Origin of the sequence: Acetivibrio saccincola (assembly GCF_002844395.1) — a bacterium.
Lineage (GTDB): Bacteria > Bacillota > Clostridia > Acetivibrionales > Acetivibrionaceae > Herbivorax > Herbivorax saccincola.
Genome location: NZ_CP025197.1, coordinates 2,077,242 through 2,100,989, shown reverse-complemented (window position 1 = coordinate 2,100,989; position 23,748 = coordinate 2,077,242). Strand labels below are relative to the sequence as shown.

Sequence of the window (23,748 nt, the reverse complement as noted above, 5' to 3'; positions counted from 1 at the left end):
TTTTATACAAAAACCATAAAATTTATAGCATATTATTCCTCATCCGGAATAAAGACTTCTTTACTGTTTATTTCACCCATAATCTCATCATAGGCACCGCTGTCTTTTATTTTTTTGATTAATGTGTTCATTATGTCACGTTTCTGTCTTCCTTCATCGTTCTTTTTAAAGATTATAGCAGTGTCAAAAGAATCAAATTTTTGCCTCTTTATATTCTTTAGATCTAATGTCTTAATTAATTGGTCACACATGCTCATGGTAGCTATGTATCCGTCTATACGGCCGGAGTTAACTTTTTGCAAGCCTGCTTCAGGAGGTGATTCAGGTAAATCCCCAAGATACTCTTTGTGACCTGGTTGAATTTCAACTTTAAATCTCTCGTCTAATACATTTTCAGGTGTAAGACCTTTCACATTTTTATTTGTATAAAGCACAAAAATAACCATTCCAAAGGGTTCGGTGGTATAATAGAACATATTATCGCTGTCAGTAATATTATGATTTTTTATATAAGGACAATGACAGTCTGCACTTCCGCTTATAACGTTCTCTATTGAACGTGCCATTGGAAAAACGTCTAAAGTTATTTCGCCGTCATCATATTCATCCGCCATGGCTTTAACCAGTTCAACTATAGCTCCTGTTTTTTCCTCGGTAATAAGCGGTGGAATAACAGGAAGGGAAACTGATATGTTTGTACCATTTACTGTGCCGGTTTCAGATGTCTCAGATTCTTCAGGTGCTCCAGAATCTTCAGATGCATCAGATTCTTCTACAGATGCTTTTGTTGCCTCAGGAACATCGACTTTATTATTTCCTCCGCTACTAGAATCAACTTCCCGTGTACAGCCGGATATCAAGAGAAATAATAAGAGTAATACCTGTAATAAAGAAAGCATTTTAAAATAAGATTTCATTTTCATATTGGGTTTCCTCCTTAAATGGTTTTAATACATCCTTGTTATTATTTATTTAAATATACTCCTCCTTTTGCGACGTATTTTCTGTTTTAGCTGAGAATATATTGGCTGGTTAATTCGTTTAAGTTTTTGGCTGTTGTAGCAAGTTCCCGGCTTGCATCCCGGATTTTTGACATCATTTCTAATTGTGTTTCAGTATCCGCTGCAACTTCCTCGGAGGTTGCAGCAGTTTCTTCAGATATTGCAGATAAGTCTTCAATCATACTGGTAATTTCCTCCCTTTTAGAATCCATATTTTGACACAGATCAAACAGCTCATTAATCTGTAGTTTTATTTTCACAATTGCATCGGATATTTTATTAAATATTTCTTCTGTGTGAATGACTGATTCAGATTGGTATTTTGTGATACTCTCAATATCTTTAACAATTTCTACGGTATTTTCGGATTTTTTCAAAATATCTGCTACTATTAAATTGATTTCTTTAACTGATTTTGAAGATTGATCAGCTAATTTTCTTATTTCATCGGCTACAACCGCAAATCCTTTTCCTGCCTCACCTGCTCTGGCAGCTTCTATAGCAGCATTTAATGACAAAAGATTAGTCTGTGTAGATATATCAGAAATTACTTGTGTGACAAGATTTATTTTTTCGATACCTTTGTTTGATTCAATTATGGCTTTATATATATTTTCTAAGGCAATACTGCTTCTATGTGTTTTGTTAAGTAAATCGGAAATAATATTAGTACTGCTTTCTTTATAATTTTCTGTTGCTGCTATTTCTTCAGCTAATAGGTTTGAAGAATTAAACACACGCTCAATACAATCTGAAAGTTCTTTCACCTTAATTGCACCGTTGTTGACTTGTTCTGCCTGGTCTACTGCCCCCTGAGCTATATTGCCAACGGCACTTGAAGTGGAGCCGATAATTTCATAATATTTATTTGATACATCCAATAAATTCTCTGATGCCGAAAAAAGTTCTCTTGATGTGTTAATAGACTCAGTAATTAGTTTTGCCAAAGACTGTATCATTGTATTAAGCTGCCTGCATAGAACACCAATTTCATTTTTACTGGTTATATTTACTGTCTTGCTGAGATTGCCTTGTTCAACTTCCCTCATAACTTTTATTATTTTGTCAATGTTTTTAGAAATGGATTTTGAAATTAAAGTAATAACAATAAAAATAATTAATATAACGCCTAAGGAAAGTATTGTATTGCCAATGATTTTATTTATAAGAGCCTTGTTTGTGTAATAAGATGTAAATGCCAATTGAATTTCACCAAGTTTTGTTTCATCTTTTATTACATCACTTGTTTTTGTTGTCAGAAAAGAAGAATTTTGAAATGCAGGTCCTTCTTTTTCTTTTCCGTATATTTCAACTCCATTTTCATTGTTAATACTTACAGCTGCAATTTCAGGAATTTCCATTAATGCATCACCAAGATATTCTATACCGGACATATTATAATTCCATAATGGATCCACTGCTGAATATTCAGCAAGTTTTAGTATATTATTTATTGTTTGTTCTAAAGCCTGTTTTTGTTTGGATTGTTCCATTAAAGAAGTGATAATTGTAAAAGTTGACAATGCAATAAAAACTAAAATAGTAGTTGGTACAATAAAAGAATTAGAAAGTTTTTTAAAGTTAATAAAGTTATTAAATCTGAATCTGGATAATATTTTTTTAAAATTAGAAAGCATCATATTATTAATCCATCCTTTCTGTGACTGTTGCAAATTGTAGTAAAAATTTATCGTAGTAAATATTAAATTGTATATACAAGAAATGCTACTGTGTACTGCTAAACAAAATTATTTGATTTGAATCTAAGTCATTTAAAAAAATCTGAAATAAACATGGTGATTGTATTTAAAACTGATCTAAAGCATAAATAATATGATATAAGTTTATACTTTAAAATAAAAATTATACTTTATCTTACTATTCTACTTAAAAGATTAAAAATCCTTCTTTACATAAAATATTTTATATATAATCTTCTGTAAGTAAAATTTTTATTAATTAATATTAAAAAACAACAATAAGAATATTGACAAAAATAATTTTTCCTTGTATTATTGCATTAAGCGCTTAATACAATAATACAAGGAGTGATGAAATGGCTTGGGACCTTAAATCAGACCGGCCCATTTATACACAGTTGGTGGAACAAATTGAATTAATGATTTGTTCCGGAGTATACCCTGCAGGTTCGAAACTTCCATCAGTCCGGGATTTTGCAAAAGAAGCCGGGGTAAATCCCAATACCATGCAAAGAGCTCTTGCAAAGCTTGAAGAAGATGGTTTGGTGTATACCAACCGTACTAGTGGAAAATTTGTAACGGAGGATAGGAAAATGATTGAACAGGTTAAAAACAGACTTGCTAAAGAGCATATTAAAGATTTTTTAAACAAGATGGCAGAATTGGGTTTTGATAGTAAGGACGTTATTTCCAGTTTATTAAAAATGGCAGAGGAGATGAAAAAATGAGCAATATTTTAGAGTGCAAAAATTTAACTAAGAAATTTGGAGCTAAAACAGCTTTAAATAATGTCAGTATTAGTATTCCCAAGGGAAAAATAGTCGGTCTTTTAGGACCTAATGCAAGTGGAAAAACTACTTTTATTAAAATTTGCAATGAGCTTTTGACACCCACAAGCGGAGAAATATATATTGCCGGAAATAAACCTGGAATAGAAAGCAAAAAAAATTATTTCATATCTTCCGGAAAGGACTTATTTAAATGATTGGATGAAAGTTAGAGATATTATAGATTTTTTTAGTGATTTTTATCAGGATTTTAAAAAAGAAAAAGCTTATGATATGTTAAAAAGGCTTGATATAGATGCTAATGACAAATTAAAAACAATGTCTAAAGGAACAAAGGAAAAAGTTCAGCTTATACTAGTTATGAGCCGTGAAGCACAACTTTACATGTTAGATGAGCCTATAGGGGGAGTTGATCCTGCAGCCAGGGATTATATTTTAGACACCATACTTAGTAACTACAGTGAAGAGGCAACAATTATAATATCAACCCATCTTATTTCAGATATAGAGAAAATTCTGGATTATATTATTTTTACAAAAAATGGTGAAGTGATTCTTACCAAAACAGTTGATGAGATACGGGAAGAGTATAAAATGTCTGTAGACTCATTATTCAGGGAGGTGTTTAAATGTTAGCAAAACTTTTAAAATATGAGTTTAAAGCAACTGCCAGATTATTTATTCCTCTGTATATTGCGTTAATTGTATTTACACTTATAAATAGAGTTGTTAACACTGTGGAAATTGTTCAAAAGTCAATTGGGATAAATATCAAAACATTATTAAGTACTATCAGTATGGTTGGATATGTTGTGTTAATTATTGGAATTTCTGCAATGACTTTAGTTATTATGATTCAAAGGTTTTATAAAAATTTATTGGGCGATGAAGGATATCTTATGTTTACCCTGCCGGTTAAAACATGGCAAAACATTTTAAGCAAACTTATATTAGCGGTTTTTTGGACTATATCAAGTGGTTTGGTGACGATAATTTCCATTATAATTATAAGCGGAGTAGAAGGTGTATCTGAGGGTTTAATTGAAATTAGCAATTATATAAACTATACTTTTGGAATAGCAGGATTTATTTCATTGCCATTATTCTTTATTTTAGGTATCAGTTCAAATATACTTATGTTTTATTCTGCTATTGCCCTTGGGCATCAGTTTAGCAGGCATAAACTTATAGCATCATTAGGGATGTATTGTGTTGTATATTTGATAAATTCCCTTATTTTAGCTGCTCTAATCTTGATGCTTCGTTATATACCAATTTGTCATGAGTTTTTTGAATATCTTTTTGATTATTCAACATCAATGCATTGGAAAACTAATATTATTGTCCTGAAAGCATCTATATATCCTATAATATTAGTTGCCGGTCAGTTTGTATTGATAAACTTTTTATTAAAGAAAAAATTAAATCTAGAGTAATTAATAATAGAATATTTCAGTATTTATTAATTTTACATTTACCCCAAAGCACTATGTAAAAGTAGAACTTTTGGGGGTTTTTTTATATTATTTATGCTAATTAAATAATTGTAAGATGAATAAAAATGTAGTAATATAAATATATAAGGTTAGAATTTAAAAAAGTAAATAGAGTAGCAAAAATAATGGTATAATTCTTTTTACGCAAAATATATATAATAATTTTTAAGACAATGCGAAAATCAAGAAATCTATATTGCAATTCTACATTCTATATATGAAGTTTAATTCCATCTTTTTATTTAAATTATTTAAAAATAAATTTTTATTGCTTTACTTTTAAGATGTAGTAATTACATTTTGTAAAGTATGCAATGGAAATAATTATATTATATAATTTTTAATTAAAGGGGATGATTTTATGATTTAAAAGCATATTTAAAGTAGAATGGCAGTTTTAAGCAATGGTTTTTACTTTAATATGCAAAGATAAGTTTTTCTTAAATTTTAACAAGTTAACAATACAGCTTTTTAGCTGATAATATTTTGGAAAAGGAGAGATACAATGATAAGGAAAAAATTTTCTAACAAAACAAGTGCCTGGATTATAGTTTTTATAGTTCTTGCAACTGTAGTTGTTCCTTTTGGAAACACTGCAAATGTCAGTGCAGAGTTAGAGTTTAACTATGCAAAAGCACTTCAGTATTCCATGTTTATGTACGATGCAAACATGTGCGGGACAGGCGTTGATGAAAACAGTTTGTATAATTGGAGAAGCAACTGTCACGTGTACGATGCAGAACTTCCTCTAGATTCCATAAACACAAATATGTCAGAAAGCTTTATAGAAAAGTACAGACACATACTTGACCCGGACGGGGATGGTACAGTTGACGTTGCAGGAGGATTCCATGACGCAGGTGACCACGTTAAATTTGGAATGCCTCAGGTATATTCTTCAGCAACACTGGCATGGGGATTTTATGAGTTTAGGGATGCATTTGAAGCTACAGGACAAGATGAACATATGAAAACCATTTTAAGATATTTCCATGACTACTACATGAAGGTTACATTCTTAGATGAAAACGGGGACGTTATAGCTCATTGTTATCAGGTTGGAGACGGTGATATCGACCACAAATACTGGAATGCACCTGAGGTAGACGAGATGTTTAGAAGAGGATGGTTTGCTACTCCGGAACTGCCTTCCACCGACTGTATATCCGGAGCTGCGGCTTCACTTGCTGCAAACTATATGGTTTTTAAAGATGAAGACCCTGAGTATGCGGAAGAAAATCTTAAGTACGCAAAAGCTTTATTTAAATTTGCTTATGAACATGATAAGGAAGTTAACACTGACGGACCTAAGGGATATTATACTTCATCAAAATGGGAAGATGACTATGTTTGGGCGGCAGCGTGGCTTTATTTAGCAACAGGGGAAGACTTTTATCTTGAAGAAGCTTTTAAATATTATGACTACTATGCACCTTCATGCTGGACACATTGCTGGAACGATGTATGGGTTGGTGCAGCATGTATTTTAGCAGAGATTAATGATTTGTATGACAAAGACGGACAGGTACTTGAAGACAGGTATAAGGAAGCTACAAATAAGAGCCCTTATGAAGAAATAGATTTTTGGAGCCAGATAGCAAAGCTTGCAGAAGGCTGGATGACCGGCAGAAGTGTTATTATAACACCGGGTGGCTATGCATTTTTAAACCAGTGGGGTTCTGCAAGGTATAATACTGCTACTCAATTTGCAGCATTGGTTTATGACAAGCATAACCATGGCGGGCCATCTACATACAGTGAGTGGGCAAGGGGACAAATGCACTACTTAATGGGAGATAACCCATTGGGACTTTGCTACATAGTGGGATACAACGAAAATTCCGTTAAATTCCCTCACCACAGGGCAGCTTCCGGGCTATCTAAATGTGAAGATCCGGATCCTCACAGATTTGTTTTATATGGAGCATTGGTTGGTGGGCCAGGTGCTAATGACGAGCATATAGACAAGACATGTGACTACATTTACAACGAAGTAACAATTGACTATAATGCTGCATTTGTAGGAGCATGTGCAGGTCTATATGAGTTTTTCGGAGACCCTTCCATGCAGGTTACACCGGATTTCCCGCCTGAGGAAGATTTAGGTGGTGGAGATGAAGATGGCGGAAGTGGAAAATACTGGGTGGAAGCGTTTGCAACAGAAATAATACAGGACGGGGCATATAAGGCTACAGAAGTTACCATATATGTGCGTTCAACTGCTAGAAAACCGTCCAAAAACGTATCAGTCAGATATTTCTTTGATGCTACCGGAATGTCATCCCTTGAACCTAATTATATTGAAATGAGGACACTGTACGACCAGACTGCGGCAGAGACTGACTATGCAGCTGAGTTTACAGGACCTCATCACTATGATGGTAATATTTATTATGTTGAAATAAAGTGGGAAGGTTTTCCAGTAGCAAACTCCCATAAAAAATTCCAGTTTGCATTAGGAACATATGCTTGGGGAAATAGCTGGGACCCAACTGATGACTGGAGTTATCAGAATTTAAAAATTGAGGAATCCAACTATGAAGGAGTGCCTGAAAAGACTGATTATATCTGTGTTTACGATGATGGTGTTCTTGTAGGAGGAATAGAACCGGACGGAACAACTCCTGGTGATGGCGAACCTAAAAAAGATCTCATATATGGAGACATAAATGGAGATGGAATTATAGACTCAATAGATGCTGCATTCTTGTCAAGATATGTGCTTGAAATAGTTGACGGTTTCCCGGTTCCTGCTGAGGCAGCTGACTTAAACGGAGACGGTGATATAAATTCTACTGATTATATGTTGCTGGGAAGGTATTTACTAGAAGTTATAAATAAGTTTCCTGTTGAGTCAAAATAAATGATATTTTTTTAGAAAATATCCCCATGGTCTTGCTATGGGGGTATTTTTCTAAATGTTAAAAGATTGAGGGGGAAAATTTAATGAGAAAGAGATTTATAAAGGGTATTTCATTTTTGCTGCTTTGGGCAATATTTTTATCATTTACGACTGTTTGCAATGCAGGGAATACATCGGCGAAAGAAGAAGCTGTATACCTGTTTAAAGACGGTGTTCTTAAAGGAGCTGAAATTCATACTGATTATTCGGGTGAAAGCGATGAAGGTTCTCCTTTTTTTCTTAGTGGAACGGGAGTTCTTCTTTTGCAAAAAGGAACAAGTGTATCTGTTAACGTAGAGGTGGAAAAGGCAGGGCTTTATGATATTATTGTGTGCTATGCCCAGCCCTTTGACCATAAAAAAGTTCAGTACCTCAATATAAATGGTACAAATCAAGGGGAAGTAAATTTTGCCAGATCTCTTGAATGGAAGGAAATACCTGCAGGTATTGTCAGACTTGATAAAGGAATTAATAATATTGAATTTGAAAGCTATTGGGGATATACCTTCTTTAAGTACTTAATTGTTAAGCCTGCAGATGAAAATATAACAAATCTTAAAGTGGAAAAAACTTTGGTAAATCCTAATGCTACAGATGAAGCCAAAGCCCTTATGAGTTTTTTGGTTGATATATACGGAAAAAATATTTTAGCCGGACAGCAGGAATTATGCGGTTCTCACAATTATGAAGCAGCCTATAAGGAATTTACTTACCTAAAGGAATTAACGGGAGAAATGCCTGCCGTAAGAGGTTTTGATTTTATGAATTACAGGGCAGGCGGACTAGGTTGGGATGATGGATGTGCAGAACGTGTAATTGAGTGGTACAATGAAAAAGGTGGCATACCTACTGTATGCTGGCACTGGTTTTCTCCCGGAGATATTGGGAAAACAGGTGATGGCAGTTTTTATACTGAATATACTTCTTTTAGTATTAGTAAAGCACTTCAGCCGGGAACACCTGAAAACAAAGCTTTACTTGCAGATATTGATTTTATGGCACAAAAGCTAAAACAGGTTCAGGACGCAGGAGTGCCCATACTTTGGAGACCTTTGCATGAAGCGGAAGGAGGCTGGTTTTGGTGGGGTGCGGAAGGACCTGAAGCCTGTGTTGAGCTTTACAGGCTTTTATATGATAAGTTTACAAATGAATATAAAATAAATAATCTTATCTGGGTATGGACTTCTTACGATTATGATACATCAGCGGCCTGGTACCCGGGGGATGATGTGGTGGATATTGTAGGGTATGACAAATATAATGCCAAAGACGGTCTTCCTAATGGAAGTGCAATTTCTTCAACATTTTACAACCTGGTAAAACTTACCGGGGGTAAAAAAATGGTGGCTATGACTGAAAACGATACAATACCAAGGGTGCAAAATCTTATTGATGAAAAGGCCGGCTGGCTTTACTTCTGTCCATGGTATGATTGGTGGATATTGAGCGAACAAAACAATCCTCCTGAATGGGTAAAGGAAATGTATCAAAGTGATTACTGTATTACTTTAGATGAGCTGCCGGATCTTAGGACATACCCTATAACAGGATTTAAACCGCCAGAGCCAAATGATTCACCTGGTGAGCCGGAGATTTTCTATGGTGATTTAAATAACGACAATATTATAAACTCAAGTGATGCTGCATTGCTGTCAAGATATGTACTTGAAATTATTGACAAGTTCCCGGTTCCCGAAGAAACTGCTGATTTAAACGGGGACGGGATTGTAAATTCTGTAGACTATACAATATTACAAAGATATTTGTTAGAAATAATAACCAGGTTTCCGGTAGAGGGTAATTAAGATAATTGTATAAATTATAATATATTCGTAAAATAAGCCCTGGTGTTTATGTTTTTTAGCTAAACATCAGGGCTTTAAATAATTTATAATATGTGTTAGGATATTAAGAAAATAAATTGTAATTTATAGTTATTTTACTTGTATAATGTTAAGTGCTAAAATAGTTTTGTGAATTTGATTATATCAAAGAGGGAGGAAAAGGGATTGGAGAGTAGATTCAGAGAAAATGACGGCATTCTTTATGTAGAAAATAACGGGGTTCAGTTTTTACAGTTTAAAAGCCTTTTAAAATATAAAAACATCACCCATTGTTTTACTACGAGGAACGGGGGAGTAAGCAAAAATGAATATAGTTCATTGAATTTGGCATTTAATAAAAATGATGACAAGAAAAATGTTTATGAAAACTTTAAAAGACTTTCAAAGGCAGTTGGTATTGATATTGAAAATATGGTATTTTCAAATCAGGTACATGATAATAAAATAAAAGTAGTTGGCAGGGAAGACAGAGGCAAGGGGATAGTAAGGGAAAGTGATATTATAGGCATTGACGGTCTTATTACAAATGAAAAAGAAGTAGCCCTGGTTACTTTTTATGCTGACTGCGTGCCGGTATTTTTGTACGATTCGGTGAAGAATGTAATAGGATTAGTCCATTCAGGATGGAGGGGCACAGTAAAGGAAATATCCAAAGTGGCAGTTAGAAAAATGAATGAGTTTTTTCATTGTAATTCTGAAGATATTGAGGTGGTTATTGGACCTTCTATAGGAAAATGCTGTTTTGAAGTTCATGAGAATGTATTTTTAGAGTTTAAAAAAGAGATTAGCTGGAGCAGAGGATATTCGGAAAAAGTTAATTCAAAATGGCATATAGACCTTCAGGGGATTATAAAAAAGTCTCTGATGTCAGAGGGAATAAGGGAGGAAAATATTTATAACAGCGGTATATGTACAAAATGCAATAAAGATTTGTTTTTTTCCCACAGGGGTGACAAGGGCAAAACGGGAACATTGGCAGCCATTATCCAGTTAAAATGAAAGGAAGATACCATTGAAGAAGATACTATTGAAAAATAATGTATTAAAAAAGGCAGTATTAATAATTATGCTGTTTGTGATAAATGTTTATATTACTTCCTGCAATTTCTACATGGACAATATTTATGAAGACATAGACAATGATGATGAGCAGCTGGGTTTTGTAGTGGATGATATAGTAGATATGGGACCTGTGAAGGGAGGGCAGATAAATTTATTTTCCACACCTCCTGATACACTTAACCCTGTCTTAACAAAAAATGCTTATATAAAAGATTATTTAGCATTTGTTTTTGAAAGTTTAGTGGAATTGGATAAAAAGCAAAAGCCGGTGCCGCTGTTGGCAGAAAACTGGGAAGTATCAGAAGACTTGCTGGTATGGACCTTTAGATTAAGGGACAATGTATATTGGCATGATGGTACCCCCTTTACATCAGAGGATGTGAAGTTTACTTTTGATTTAATTTTAAACAGCGGTGATGACAGTATTTACAAAGGCAATATTGAAAATATAGAATCTTATTATGTGGAAAATGATAAAATATTTAAAATAAAGCTTTTTGAACCTGATTCTTTTACCCCGGAAAGATTGATTTTTCCCATTATAAAAAGCGCTGCAAAATTTACCGGAGATATGGGGAATGCAGAGGATTTGGCGGCAGGTGAAGATGAATTAGAAGATAATAATATGGAAGGAGAGGAAATAGCAGCAGGGGAAGGAATTGAGGCAGCAACAGGTATAGATTTTAAACCAATAGGTACAGGACCATATGTTTTTAAAGAATATAAAAAAGATGAGTATATACTTTTAGAGAGTAATGAAAAATGGTGGAAGGGTATTGGAGAAGGGGAAAAAGGAGAAAACCTTCCGTACATTTCCCGAATAAATATAAAAATATTTAAAAAGAACAGTTCAGTGGGGGATGCATTCCAGTCCAATAAAGTTGATGTTGTTCATATGAGCAGGGCTGCATGGATTAGATATAACGGTAGGATGGATATAACCCTTAAAAGATACCCAAGCAATGAATTTGAGTTTATTGCATTTAACCTTTCAAATGATATTTTAAAAGAAACTGAAATAAGAAAGGCTATTGCTTATACAGTTGACAGGACAAAGATAATAAATGACATTATGCCGGGGGAGGCAGTAGCTTCAGAATTTCCTGTTATACCGGATACATGGATGTATGACACAAATGTTATTTCTAATGAGGTAAGTCTTGAAAAAGCAAGGGCCCTTATATCTGAAAGTGGATGGGAAGAAAACAGAAACGGGGTGCTTTCAAAAAGAATCGGATGGAGAAATGTTCCGCTCGAGTTGGAATTACTTGTAAATAACGACAATGATACCAGAATAAAAGTGGCAGAGGAAATAAAAAAACAGCTTAGCAGTGTAGGAATTACCGTTAATATAAATAAAGTGAAGTGGGATGAATTAAATAAAAGAGTAAAAGATGGAAAATTTGATATGGTTTTTTTAGGATGCACCATAACGCCGGTGGCAGATATTTCTTTTTTGTATTCATCAAAAGAGATAGAAGATGGTTTTAATATAGCAGGATATAGCAGGGAAGCTGTAGATAGCTATTTAGAGCTTATTTTAAAAGAAAATGATTACAGCAGGAAAAAAGCTTTTTTTACAAATTTAAGAAATATAATAAATCAGGATGTTCCTTATTTGGGATTATATTTTTATAATGATGCTGCTTTATATAATAAAAAAATAAAAGGGATTTTAAACCCTGGAACATGGACTAAATATGAAGATTATACCAGATGGTATTTATCTTTTTAATAAGTATTGTTTTTGAAAATTAAATTAAAAAAATTATTTCTAAAAAACCGTTTAAAGAGACAAAACGGTTTTTTTGTTGCTTATAGTTGTTTATTTTCAAAAAATTAGGTTGATATTCCAAGAATATATATATATAATATACTTAATATTTAATATTTTGAATTTATTAGATAAAATAAAGTAGCAATTTAGCACAATTTGTAGCTAAATTTTATGCATTTGTGGTTCAAATGTTTAATCAGTTCTTAAAATTCTATATTAATTTAGTTTATCAATTCAGCTAACTTTATAACAAAGTATGTTCTAGTATTGGTAAAATATGTTTGAAAGTAAAAACAAAGATTAAAAGTACCGGCTATTTAAAAAAATAGCGGTATTTTAAAAATATTATACATAAGGATAAGGAGAGTGATTTTGTGGTTAAGTTTAGTAAGCGTTTAGCATTGATTTTAGTAGTATTTCTGGCGTTCCAGTTAGTGTTGCCAGGTAATTTTTTTTGGCAAAATGCTGGAGGTTATTCTGATGAAAGAGATGCTATTGTTGAAAAACAATTAGCAGAGATTATTTCTGACAATGAAAGTAAAGGAGAATTAAAGGAACAAGAAAGGGAAGCAGGACTGGAAGAGTTGGTAGAAGAAAAAGAAGGAAGAGAACAAGGAGTTTTTCCGGAAGAAATAGAGGAGACAGAAGAAGGCGGTTTTATAGAAAAAAACAGAGTGACAGAGCAAGGAGGTTTTCAGGAAGAAAATGAGGAGAAAGAACAATATGAATTAGCAGAAGAAAAAGAGGGCACTGAGGCAGTCGGATTTGATGTGGTTAACTATGATTGTGACGGAAATATAGTTAGCGTGGCCAAAAAAGGGATTTACGTATCCGAAGAAGGCTTTCATGAATATGAATATGTTGAAAACCTGCCGCCTAAAATAATCAGTGAGCCTGTTACTTTTTTTGAAATTGATAAAAGGAAAGGAGAGCTGCAGCTTCTTGATTTGTCAAACTGGAAAGCAATTAACTTAGGCGATGGTCTAAAGGCAAATTGGGTTGTGGATGCTACGGGAACAGAGGTTTTACAAAAGGATGGGGCATCAGTTACATTAAATTGGAATGAATCTTATGACAATATAAAAGTAAGTGGATATAGCATTTACAGAGACGGTAAAATTATTGCTACTGTAGATGCGTCTTCACAAACTTATACTGACATTGTTGAACCGGGTGCATACAGATATTTCGTAACGGCTTTTGACCCTTCCGGAAATGAATCAGGAAGCAGCAATGAAGTAATTTTTGACTGTGAAAAGCCTTCAAGACCCGGAAATGTTGTTAGAACTAATGCTACAGTTTCAACAATTACAATATCCTGGGAACCTTCTTATGACCTTACAGGAGTTAAAGGTTATAAAGTTTACAGGGACGGTGAAATGATAGGTGTTGCAGAGGAAGAATATTTCACCGACAGCGGGTTAGAGCCGGACACTGTATATACTTATGCTGTAAAAGCATTTGACGGCTATGAAAATGAGTCAGAAATTAGCGGGAAATTAACGGCAGCAACAAAAGCGGATACAGAGCCCCCAACCGTTCCGGAAAACTTACGAATTCTACTTCAGACGGGAACATCAATAATTTTTAACTGGAGTGAATCGGAAGATAATTTTAAGGTGGCAGGATATGAAATTTATAGAAATGGTGAGCATGTTGGAAATTCTAATGTTCCAAGCTATACAGATGCAGGTGTTTCTGCAGGTACTACATATACCTATACTGTAAGGGCATTTGACGGGGCAGGTAATTATTCAAATTTCAGCAGTGAACTCATTGGTATTCCTATGATGCCAAAGATTGTAGGTACTGAGCCTTTAGATGAAGAGACGATAGGAGGATTGTCAGAGAAAGTATATGTGTACTTTTTAGACAGTGGTAATATGACAGGATCCAGTGCTTTATTTGAATATTCTAGAGACGGAATCACATGGTCAAAATTTGATAGTGAAGTTCACGGCCCAAATAGAAAGGACCCTGTAACCCTTTATTTTTACAGCAATTGGGATTTGGAGTCTTTAAAGAGCGGGGATTATATGGTAAGGTGCACAGTTTATGATGCAGACGGGAACAGTGACGAAAGAATTGTTTCATACAGAGTGGACCGTACACCCCCTGAAAAGGTTAAAAACCTAAATGCCATATCAGACTCGTCTTCAGTAGTACTTACATGGGATGCTTCTGAGATTGATATTCCTGAAGATGATATTGCTCCTGTTGTTTTGGGAATATCACCTGTTGATGGGACTACCTTTGGCAAGAATGCAAAAATAACAGGTTTATTTGCATCCCCTTACACCACTAATATTATACTCATGTGGAATGATGTGTATGATGATGATTTTGCATACTTTTCGGTGGAACAAAAAGATTCTTTAGATGGTGAGTATAAAAAAGCCGGAACTATAGATAACAGGCTTAGAATGAATACAGTAGACTTTATGAAAGAGGAAAAACTAAAGAAACTCATGGAAGTTACCGCTGTTGGGAATGGATGGGTAAGGCTTAATGATGAAAGTACAAATCTTCCTCAAAATTATAAGGACAGCTTTGAATATGGTACGGAAATAAAACTGACTGCCATACCTGATAGAGATTCAGAGTTTGCATATTGGGAAGATATCAGTAATGGAAGAATGATTTCCACAAATCCTGTTTACAGAACTATAATTACATCGGGAGAAAATATAAAAGCTGTCTTCTATAAAAAGGCAACTGAAGAAACTGAGGTATTTACCGTTGTATTTAAGGACAGGGGCGGCAGGATATTAAAATCCACCAATGTAGCTAAAAATCAACCAGCCATACCGCCAAAAGACCCGGTTATGACAGGATACCAGTTTGTAGGATGGGATAGGGACTTTAGCAGTGTAACTTCAAATATGGTGATTTCCCCTGTATTTAAGAGACTGCCGGATAAGTACATTGTGACAGTTGAAGGAGGAAGGTTAATTACAGGAGAAACAAAGGGAGAATATAAATTTGACATGCCTGTTAAAGTGGTGGCAAATGAAGAGGAAGAAGGAATGAAGTTTAGCCACTGGACTATGGATGGCAGGAAGGTAAGTTTAGAACCTGAATATGTCTTCTTCATGCCAAAAAAAGATATAGTATTAACAGCTGTTTTTGTAGAGGATGCAGAAATTATTGATACAGCACCTTTTATAACATTGTCGGAAGACGTGATTGTAAATAAAGATGACAAAACAATGATTTTTGTAGCAAACAGAAGCGTTGGAGAAGGATATACATTGATAGAAAGCGGGGTTATACTTCTAAAGGCCGGTGCTGATTATGAAGGTGAAATAACTCTGGGGACTGAAAATATTTTAAGGGGTAGGATTCACAATGATTCTACAGACCAGTTCTATGTCCGCAAAATAAATGTGGCAGACGGGGATATATGGTACGGAAGGGCTTATTTGATTTATGAAGACGGGGATGGAAATATATTTACCGTCTACAGTGAAAACACTGCAAAGGGTATTATGAAATAAAGTAAAATCTTAACCTTGAACCTGCCTGGTTTTTCGGGCCGGGACAGGTTCATTTTTTTTATTTTTACGGCTTTTTTATATAAAAGCTTTTCCGCCGCCGGTATTGACAGCTATTTTTAAGACATATATAATTTTAGTGATAATTAAAGAGAGGGTTTTTTGAGATATGATTTGGATTTTGATAGTTGCATTTATAGTTTTACTTGATCAATTTACAAAATATCTGGTAATAAAGGGTATTGAATTTGGAGAAAGTATTAAAGTGATAGATAAATTTTTCTATCTTGTGCATTGGAGAAACAAAGGTGCTGCATGGGGAATTATGCAAAACGGGACGATTTTTTTTATTATAGTGACGATAATTGTATCGGTTTTTTTAGTTTTTTACATGTATAAAAATGACAATAAAATACTGAGATTTGTCCTTTCAATGATTCTTGGAGGGGCAATTGGAAACCTTATTGACAGGGTGCTAAGACCGGAGGGTGTAGTGGACTTTTTAAATTTTTATATTTTTTCGTATAGTTTCCCTGCATTTAATGTGGCGGATTCTTTTATTACCGTTGGGACTTTTATTCTGGCAGTTTATATATTATTTATTTACAAAGAAAATGAAGTTGGTAATGAAGATGAAGCCGGCAGCTAATAATTTTAGGGCGGGATTTGGAACGGGATAGTATGGAAGAAAAAGTTTTTTATTCAGAAGAAAATGGAATAAGGATTGATGTATGGTTATCTGAAAAAATTGGTGATCTGTCAAGGTCATATATTCAAAAACTCTTAAAAGACAAAAATGTTTTGGTGAATGGAAATGCTGTAAAGGCAAATTATAAAATAGCAGAAGGGGATCAGGTAACAGTAAAAATACCAAAAGAAAAAGAGCCTGAGATTGTGGCAGAGGATATAGAAATTCAAATTCTATATGAGGATGAAGATATACTTGTTGTTAATAAACCAAAGGGAATGGTTGTGCATCCTGCAGCAGGGAATTACTCAGGTACTCTGGTAAATGCGCTGATGGCTTACTGTGGGGAAAATTTATCTGATATAAACGGGATAATGCGTTTAGGGATAGTGCACAGAATCGACAAAGACACTTCCGGGATTCTTTTGGTGGCAAAAAACAACACTTCCCATGAAATACTTACTGAAAGGTTTAAAAATCACGATATAAAGAGGGTTTATGAGACTGTAGTCCATGGGGTTTTGAGGGAAGACTTCGGGAAAATTGATGCTCCCATAGGGCGGCATCCTGTCTACAGGAAAAAGATGGCTGTAAACACAAAAAACGGCAAGAGAGCTGTTACTCATTTTAAAGTTATAGAAAGATTTGATAATGCAACCTATGTGAAGGTTACATTAGAAACAGGAAGAACTCATCAGATACGTGTACACATGTCCCATATCGGGCATCCCGTTATAGGGGATGAAGTTTATGGGAGAAAGAAAGAAAAATACCGTATTGAAGGTCAGGCACTTCATGCAAAGGTATTGGGATTTGTACACCCTTTAAAAAATAAATATATGGAGTTTGAAGCACCACTGCCTGAGTATTTTTGTGAGTTGTTAAAAAAAATTAGGGGTTAAATTTATCCTTAAATTCTTTTCAATGGTCAAAAATTATGCTATAATGCTATTTGTAGGTTTTACAGGCAAGAAGCTAATATTAGGCTTTTAAATTGCCGTAATTAGAACAAATACTGTTAATTAAAGCATAGGAGGTATAACATGAAACATATTAAAATTATAAACAACGGCAAACTAAGAGAGAGCATGAAAGACGGTGGATGCGGCGAGTGCCAGACATCTTGTCAGTCTGCTTGCAAAACTTCATGCACAGTAGCAAATCAAAAATGTGAAAAGAGATAATTATAATTTCTCAATTGTAATTTCTCAAAAGTTTTGAAATGAAGAATTTTGAGAAAAATAACATTTTAAGCATATTACATATTGTATTGAACCCACAAATTCTTTTTTTAATATTGTGGGTTCAATAATTGTAATTAGCTATATTTAGAAGTTATGTTTTTAAGAGGGGATAAAAGGATATGATTCACAAATATAAAATGCATGGCAGCAACATGGTTGTTGATGTTAACAGCGGTTCTTTATTTGTTTTTGACGATATTTCATTTGATATATTGGACTACTATAATGAATATTCAAATGAAGATATTATAAAAAAGCTGTCAGACAAATATGATAAGAAGGATATAGAAGAAGCTTTAAATGAAATTTATGAGCTAAAATCCAAAGGACTTCTCTATTCAAAAGACCCATACCAAAACTATGTACCTTCCTTCGAAACTGAACCTGTGGTAAAAGCCCTGTGCCTTCACATAAGTCATGACTGTAATTTAAGGTGCAAATACTGCTTTGCTTCCACCGGGAATTTTGGCGGTGACCGCACCATGATGAATAAAGAAGTGGGGTTTTCTGCTATTGATTTTTTACTGAAAAATTCAAAAGGGCGTAAAAACCTTGAAGTTGATTTTTTTGGCGGCGAACCCATGATTAATTTTGATGTTGTAAAAGAAATTGTGGCATATGGAAGGCAGAAGGAGAAGGAATACAACAAAAACTTCAGGTTTACCATTACAACTAACGGACTTACTCTTAATGAAGAAAATATCCGGTATATAAATGAAAACATGCACAATATTGTTTTAAGCATTGACGGGAGAAAAGAAGTTAATGATAAAATGCGTGTAAGGATAGACGGTACAGGCTGTTATGATGATATATTGCCAAATTACAAAAAAATTGCTAATATGCGCGGGCAGGACAATTACTATGTAAGAGGGACTTTTACAAGTGAAAACCTTGACTTTTCAGAGGATGTTCTGCACCTGGCAGATGAGGGGTTTGAGCAAATCTCCGTAGAGCCTGTTGTATCGAAAGACGGAACAGGTTTTGAACTAAAAGAGGAACATTTGCCTAAACTTTTTTCCGAATATGAAAAATTAGCCCTAGAGTATGTAAAAAGAAGAAGAGACGGCAGATGGTTTAACTTTTTTCACTTTATGATAGATTTATCCCAGGGACCTTGTGTCATAAAAAGAATTACAGGCTGCGGGGCAGGTCATGAGTATTTGGCAATAACTCCCACAGGAGATATATATCCATGCCATCAATTTGTTGGAAATGATAAATTTAAAATGGGCAATGTAAAAGAAGGGAAAGTTGTCAATAATAATATTCAGAATTATTTTAGAAATTCCAACATATATACAAAAGATGAGTGTAAAAAATGTTGGGCAAAGTTTTACTGCAGTGGCGGGTGTGCTGCTAATGCATATAATTTCAATGAGGACATAAATGTTCCTTACAAAGTGGGCTGTGAGCTTGAGAAAAAGAGGGTTGAATGTGCCCTTTGGATAAAAGCACAGGAAATGACGGGACAATAAAGGAGGTATTATGGGGCTTGTAACATTAGAAGATGTAAAAAAATGTGAAGAGGTAGTAACTTTTCTTGAAATTGCGGACAAGCAGCTGGAAAGATTGGGATATACAGAGCATTCTTACAGGCATGTTGAAATTGTTGCTACTGCAGCAGGGGAGATATTAAAAACTTTAAATTACGAAGAGAGAAACGTTGAACTTGCAAAAATTGCAGGGTATCTTCATGATATTGGAAATGCAGTAAACAGGATAGATCATGCCCAATCTGGTGCTATACTTGCCTATAATATATTAACCAAAATGGGTATGAGCTGTTATGAGGCGGGGGAAATTATGCTTGCTATAGGCAACCATGACGAAAACACCGGTACAGCTGTAAGTCCTATATCGGCAGCTTTAATTTTAGCAGATAAGTCCGATGTTCACCGCACAAGGGTGAGAAATAAAGATATCACAACATTTGATATTCATGACAGGGTAAATTATGCGGTAGAGCACTCAGAAATTTATGTTGATGCCTATAAAATGCATGCAATATTGGAACTTGAGATTGATACAAAAATATGTCCTGTAATGGACTATTTTGAGATTTTCTTAGATAGGATGACAATGAACAGGAGGGCGGCAAATTTTTTAGGTTTGGAATTTAAACTTGTAATAAATGGTACCAATTTACTATAAAGAATTAAATTGCCACATATATAACTTATTATATATATTGACTTGTATATTAATATAGTTATATAATAACTTCATATGAACAATTTTAAAAAGGGGGAATTTTACAGATGAAAGCAGGCGATAGAGTTAAAAGCGCCTTAATTGTTTTAATAATAGGTCTTTTAACGTATACGGCAATTATGGGAATTAGCATTCCTGGTATTGACTTTGAAATAAAAAAAGTTAAAGACAGCATAAGATTTGGTATCGATATCAGGGGTGGTGTGCGTACCACACTGGTTCCACCTGAAGGGGTTACTCCTACAGCTGACCAGATGGACACCATAGTCAGAATTATTGAACTTAGGCTGGATAACAAACAGATTTTGGATAGATCAGTTATTCCTGAGAAGAGTTCAGGAAGGGTTATAGTTGAAATTCCTTGGAGAAGGGGAGAAACAACTTTTGATCCCTATGAGGCTTTAGCAGAACTTGGAGATACTGCTTTATTGACATTTCAGGAAGTAGACCCTAGTTTAATTAATGAGGAAACAGGAGAATACCTTCCTACCGGAAAAATTATTATCCAGGGAGACGATGTGGTAGAGGCAAGATCTGCATTAGGACAAGACGGCAGAATGGATGTTGCATTAAAATTAACCGGCGAGGCTGGGAAAAAATTCCAAGAAGCAACAGAAAGACTTATAGGTCAGCCTATAGCCATATTCTTAGATGACCAGTTTATTTCAGCACCCGTGGTTCAGTCTGCCATTCCTGCAGGAAGTGAGCCAAGGATAACGCTGGGGGGTTTTAGGGAAGATACTGTAAAAGAAGCCAGCAGGCTGGCAGGACTTATTTCAGCAGGTGCACTTCCATTTAGCTTAGAATCCGGTGAAGTAAGGCTTATAACTCCGGAGCTGGGTGCCGGTGCATTGGATGTAAGTGTAAAAGCAGGATTAATAGCATTAATTCTTATATGGCTATTTATGATTTTAGTATATAGAATTCCAGGAGTGTCATCTAGTATAGCTCTTTTAGGTCAGATTGTTCTTTTACTATTGGTTGTTGCAATTTCCAATATACCTCTGACTATTTCAGGTATCGGGGGTATTATACTTACCATGGGTATGAGTGTTGATGCTAATGTAATAATTTTTGAGAGAATAAAAGAAGAGTTGAAAACCGGAAAAACCATACAAGGTGCCATTGATATTGGATTTAAAAGGGCAATTACAGCTGTAATAGACGGAAACATCACCACATTAATTGCAGCGGTAGTTTTATATGTACTTGGGACAGGTTCTGTTAAATCATTTGCATTTACACTAGGTGTGGGAGTTGTATTAAACTTTATTACAGCGGTATTTATAACAAAAATTTTACTCCGCACAGCTGCAAGTTTAGGACCGAAAAAATCCCACTGGTTATACGGAGTTAAAGGAGGGACATCAAATGTTTGATTTTTATAGTAAAAGAAAAATATTTATTGCAATACCTTTAGTGATAATTTTAATAGGAATAGTGTTCTTTTTCGTTAATGGCGGGTTTGTATTGGACATCCAGTTTCAAGGCGGAACTTTAATGCAAATTGAATTAAATGATTCTGATTTTGATACAAATAATCCCAATGCTGACCTTGTGAAGGCAGAAGAAATTATAACGGATATTGTTGATAAGAGAGTAACGGTAAGACATACACATAGTATGGCAGGATCAGCTGAGGGTGGCAAAAGAATGGACTATTTAGTTGTAGGTGTTGCAACAGGTGATGAAATGCTGAGTGATGCAGAACAAGGGCAGATTGTTTCAGCACTAAGGGAAGAATTTAACATTAAAGAAGATGCACAAATAGATGCTGAAGGTGTTAATGCTTCAATTAGTAAAGATTTAAGAAGCAAAGGTCTTTTAGCTGTAATAATAGCTTCAATATTAATGCTTGTTTATATCTGGATAAGGTTTAACATAATGTCAGGTCTCCTTGCAGGGCTGACAGCTGTATTGGCACTTATTCACGATATTACCATAATGCTTTCAGTATATGTTATTTTTGGAATACCTTTAAATGAAACATTTATTGCAGCTGTATTAACTATATTAGGTTATTCAATAAATGACACCATAGTATTATATGACAGAATAAGGGAAAATAGCAGGTTATCCAGAAAAGATACCATAGATGAACTTGTAAATAAGAGTATAAACCAGTCCCTGTCAAGGATAATTAGCACTTCAATAACCACATTGATGTCTGTTATAACTGTTTATATATTTGCATCTATTAGCGGTATAACTTCACTAAAAGAATTTTCATTCCCTATTGTAGTAGGGGTTATAGCTGGAACTTATTCTTCCATTTTCATAGCAAGCCCTCTATGGGCAGGCTGGAAAAGCTCCCAGCAGAAAAAACACATTTCACAAAAAGCTTAAAAAAGTTTAAATACAAATTGCATATAAAAGACAAGCTTGTCAAAAGGGACAGGCTTGTTTTTTTATTTACTATCTATTGATTTTTAATTTTGATTGTGCTAATATTTAACTAATGCTTAGGTGGTATCATATTGAACCACACTAATGGGAATACTAAAATTCTAATATACTTTTATAACTGCTTTGAACCTAATTTAGGACAAAGACAGGAAGAGACATAAAAATTGAGCATTTTATGTTAACATATACAGTCAATTCCTGTTGGGTTGACTTTTTTTAAATTAATGGGATTAACAGAGTGTAAAAGATAAGAAAAAGGTGTTTCTAAATTATTTAAAAGAAGGTGCGTTGTATGAACAAAAAATTTACAGTAACGAGCTTTAGGGAGTTTAAAGAAAAAGGGAAAAAAATAAGTATGCTTACAGCTTACGATTACCCTACCGCTAAAATTTTAGATGAATCAGGAGTTCATGCAGTCCTTGTAGGGGATTCAGTTGGAACGGTGGTTTTAGGGTATGAAGATACAATTAAAGTTACAATGGAAGACATGATACACCATATAAAGGCTGTGGCAAGAGGTATTAAAAGAGCTTTTTTGGTGGGGGATTTACCTTTTTTATCTTACCATACAGGTATATATGACAGTGTAAGAAATGCGGGGAGATTAGTACAAGAAGGCGGCTGTAAAGCTGTAAAACTTGAAGGCGGAAGGGAAATTGTAGAGAATGTAAAAGCCATTATAAATGCAGGTATACCTGTTATGGGGCATTTAGGGTATACCCCCCAGTCAATTAATATATTTGGGGGGCATAAATCCCAGGGAAAAACATTTGAAGTGGCAAAAAAAATATACCAGGATGCCCTTATTCTTCAGGAGGCAGGTGTGTTTTCAATAGTTTTAGAATGTGTTCCGTATAAACTTGCAGGCTTTATTGCAAAAAAACTTGATATTCCTGTAATAGGCATAGGTTCAGGACCGGATTGCGACGGACAGGTGCTGGTAATACAAGATGCTTTAGGATTAGATGAGGACTTTAATCCTAGACATGCAAAGAAATATTTTAATTTAGGAAGCGTTTACAGAGAGGTTGTAACTAAGTATATTGATGAGGTTGACAAGGGTATTTTTCCTACTATAGAAAATTCTTTTACCGTTGATGATGAGGTTATAGAAAGACTAGAAAATGATTAA

Annotated in this window: 17 protein-coding genes and 1 pseudogene; 16 read left to right on the top strand and 2 right to left on the bottom strand. The window is 34.5% G+C overall.

Annotation, left to right across the window (positions count from 1 at the left end; translation table 11 throughout):
* Positions 1–32 precede the first annotated feature (32 nt).
* Positions 33–923, bottom strand: a complete 891-nt coding sequence (locus HVS_RS09405; protein ID WP_101301603.1) for a substrate-binding periplasmic protein — start codon at positions 921–923, stop codon at positions 33–35.
* 86 nt (positions 924–1,009) lie between these two features.
* The gene (locus HVS_RS09400; RefSeq protein ID WP_101301601.1) at positions 1,010–2,641 is read right to left on the bottom strand and encodes a methyl-accepting chemotaxis protein; all 1,632 of its coding nucleotides are present in this window, start codon (positions 2,639–2,641) and stop codon (positions 1,010–1,012) included.
* Positions 2,642–3,057: 416 nt separating this feature from the next.
* On the opposite strand from HVS_RS09400, the gene HVS_RS09395 reads away from it, so the two are divergent.
* From HVS_RS09395 to panB, 16 genes and pseudogenes are all read left to right on the top strand, one after another.
* Positions 3,058–3,429, top strand: coding sequence for a GntR family transcriptional regulator (locus HVS_RS09395; RefSeq protein ID WP_101301598.1), 372 nt, complete (start codon positions 3,058–3,060; stop codon positions 3,427–3,429).
* Positions 3,426–4,125, top strand: a pseudogene (locus HVS_RS09390) (ABC transporter ATP-binding protein). Before HVS_RS09395 ends, HVS_RS09390 begins: the two are co-directional and overlap by 4 nt.
* Complete coding sequence (locus tag HVS_RS09385; RefSeq protein ID WP_101301596.1) at positions 4,119–4,925, top strand: ABC transporter permease; 807 nt, start codon at positions 4,119–4,121, stop codon at positions 4,923–4,925. The pseudogene HVS_RS09390 and the gene HVS_RS09385 overlap by 7 nt, the downstream one beginning before the upstream one ends.
* A gap of 565 nt (positions 4,926–5,490) precedes the next feature.
* Positions 5,491–7,848: a glycoside hydrolase family 9 protein gene (locus HVS_RS09380; protein ID WP_101301594.1), complete on the top strand. Its 2,358-nt coding sequence runs from the start codon at positions 5,491–5,493 to the stop codon at positions 7,846–7,848.
* A gap of 83 nt (positions 7,849–7,931) precedes the next feature.
* Positions 7,932–9,692 (top strand): glycosyl hydrolase, encoded by a 1,761-nt coding sequence (locus tag HVS_RS09375; RefSeq protein ID WP_101301592.1) that lies wholly within the window; start codon positions 7,932–7,934, stop codon positions 9,690–9,692.
* A gap of 204 nt (positions 9,693–9,896) precedes the next feature.
* Positions 9,897–10,730 (top strand): peptidoglycan editing factor PgeF, encoded by an 834-nt coding sequence (gene pgeF, locus HVS_RS09370; RefSeq protein ID WP_101301590.1) that lies wholly within the window; start codon positions 9,897–9,899, stop codon positions 10,728–10,730.
* Between the two features lie 13 nt (positions 10,731–10,743).
* Positions 10,744–12,528, top strand: coding sequence for a peptide ABC transporter substrate-binding protein (locus tag HVS_RS09365; protein ID WP_242971542.1), 1,785 nt, complete (start codon positions 10,744–10,746; stop codon positions 12,526–12,528).
* A gap of 416 nt (positions 12,529–12,944) precedes the next feature.
* Positions 12,945–16,067: a fibronectin type III domain-containing protein gene (locus HVS_RS09360; protein WP_101301587.1), complete on the top strand. Its 3,123-nt coding sequence runs from the start codon at positions 12,945–12,947 to the stop codon at positions 16,065–16,067.
* A 166-nt stretch (positions 16,068–16,233) separates the two neighbouring features.
* Entirely contained in the window at positions 16,234–16,713 is a 480-nt protein-coding gene (gene lspA / locus HVS_RS09355) for a signal peptidase II (RefSeq protein ID WP_101301585.1), read from the top strand.
* Between the two features lie 32 nt (positions 16,714–16,745).
* The gene (locus HVS_RS09350; protein WP_101301582.1) at positions 16,746–17,654 is read left to right on the top strand and encodes an RluA family pseudouridine synthase; all 909 of its coding nucleotides are present in this window, start codon (positions 16,746–16,748) and stop codon (positions 17,652–17,654) included.
* Between the two features lie 141 nt (positions 17,655–17,795).
* On the top strand, positions 17,796–17,936 hold the full coding sequence (scfA, locus tag HVS_RS09345; RefSeq protein WP_101301580.1) for a six-cysteine ranthipeptide SCIFF: 141 nt from the start codon (positions 17,796–17,798) through the stop codon (positions 17,934–17,936).
* 179 nt (positions 17,937–18,115) lie between these two features.
* A complete protein-coding gene (gene scfB, locus HVS_RS09340) occupies positions 18,116–19,474 on the top strand; it encodes a thioether cross-link-forming SCIFF peptide maturase (RefSeq protein ID WP_101301578.1) in 1,359 nt (452 codons plus the stop codon).
* Positions 19,475–19,484: 10 nt separating this feature from the next.
* Positions 19,485–20,150 (top strand): HD domain-containing protein, encoded by a 666-nt coding sequence (locus tag HVS_RS09335; RefSeq protein WP_101301576.1) that lies wholly within the window; start codon positions 19,485–19,487, stop codon positions 20,148–20,150.
* 107 nt (positions 20,151–20,257) lie between these two features.
* Entirely contained in the window at positions 20,258–21,589 is a 1,332-nt protein-coding gene (gene secD / locus HVS_RS09330; protein ID WP_101301573.1) for a protein translocase subunit SecD, read from the top strand.
* Positions 21,582–22,556, top strand: coding sequence for a protein translocase subunit SecF (gene secF, locus HVS_RS09325; RefSeq protein WP_101301571.1), 975 nt, complete (start codon positions 21,582–21,584; stop codon positions 22,554–22,556). The genes secD and secF overlap by 8 nt, the downstream gene beginning before the upstream one ends.
* Before the next feature lie 352 nt (positions 22,557–22,908).
* The gene (gene panB / locus HVS_RS09320; protein WP_101301569.1) at positions 22,909–23,748 is read left to right on the top strand and encodes a 3-methyl-2-oxobutanoate hydroxymethyltransferase; all 840 of its coding nucleotides are present in this window, start codon (positions 22,909–22,911) and stop codon (positions 23,746–23,748) included.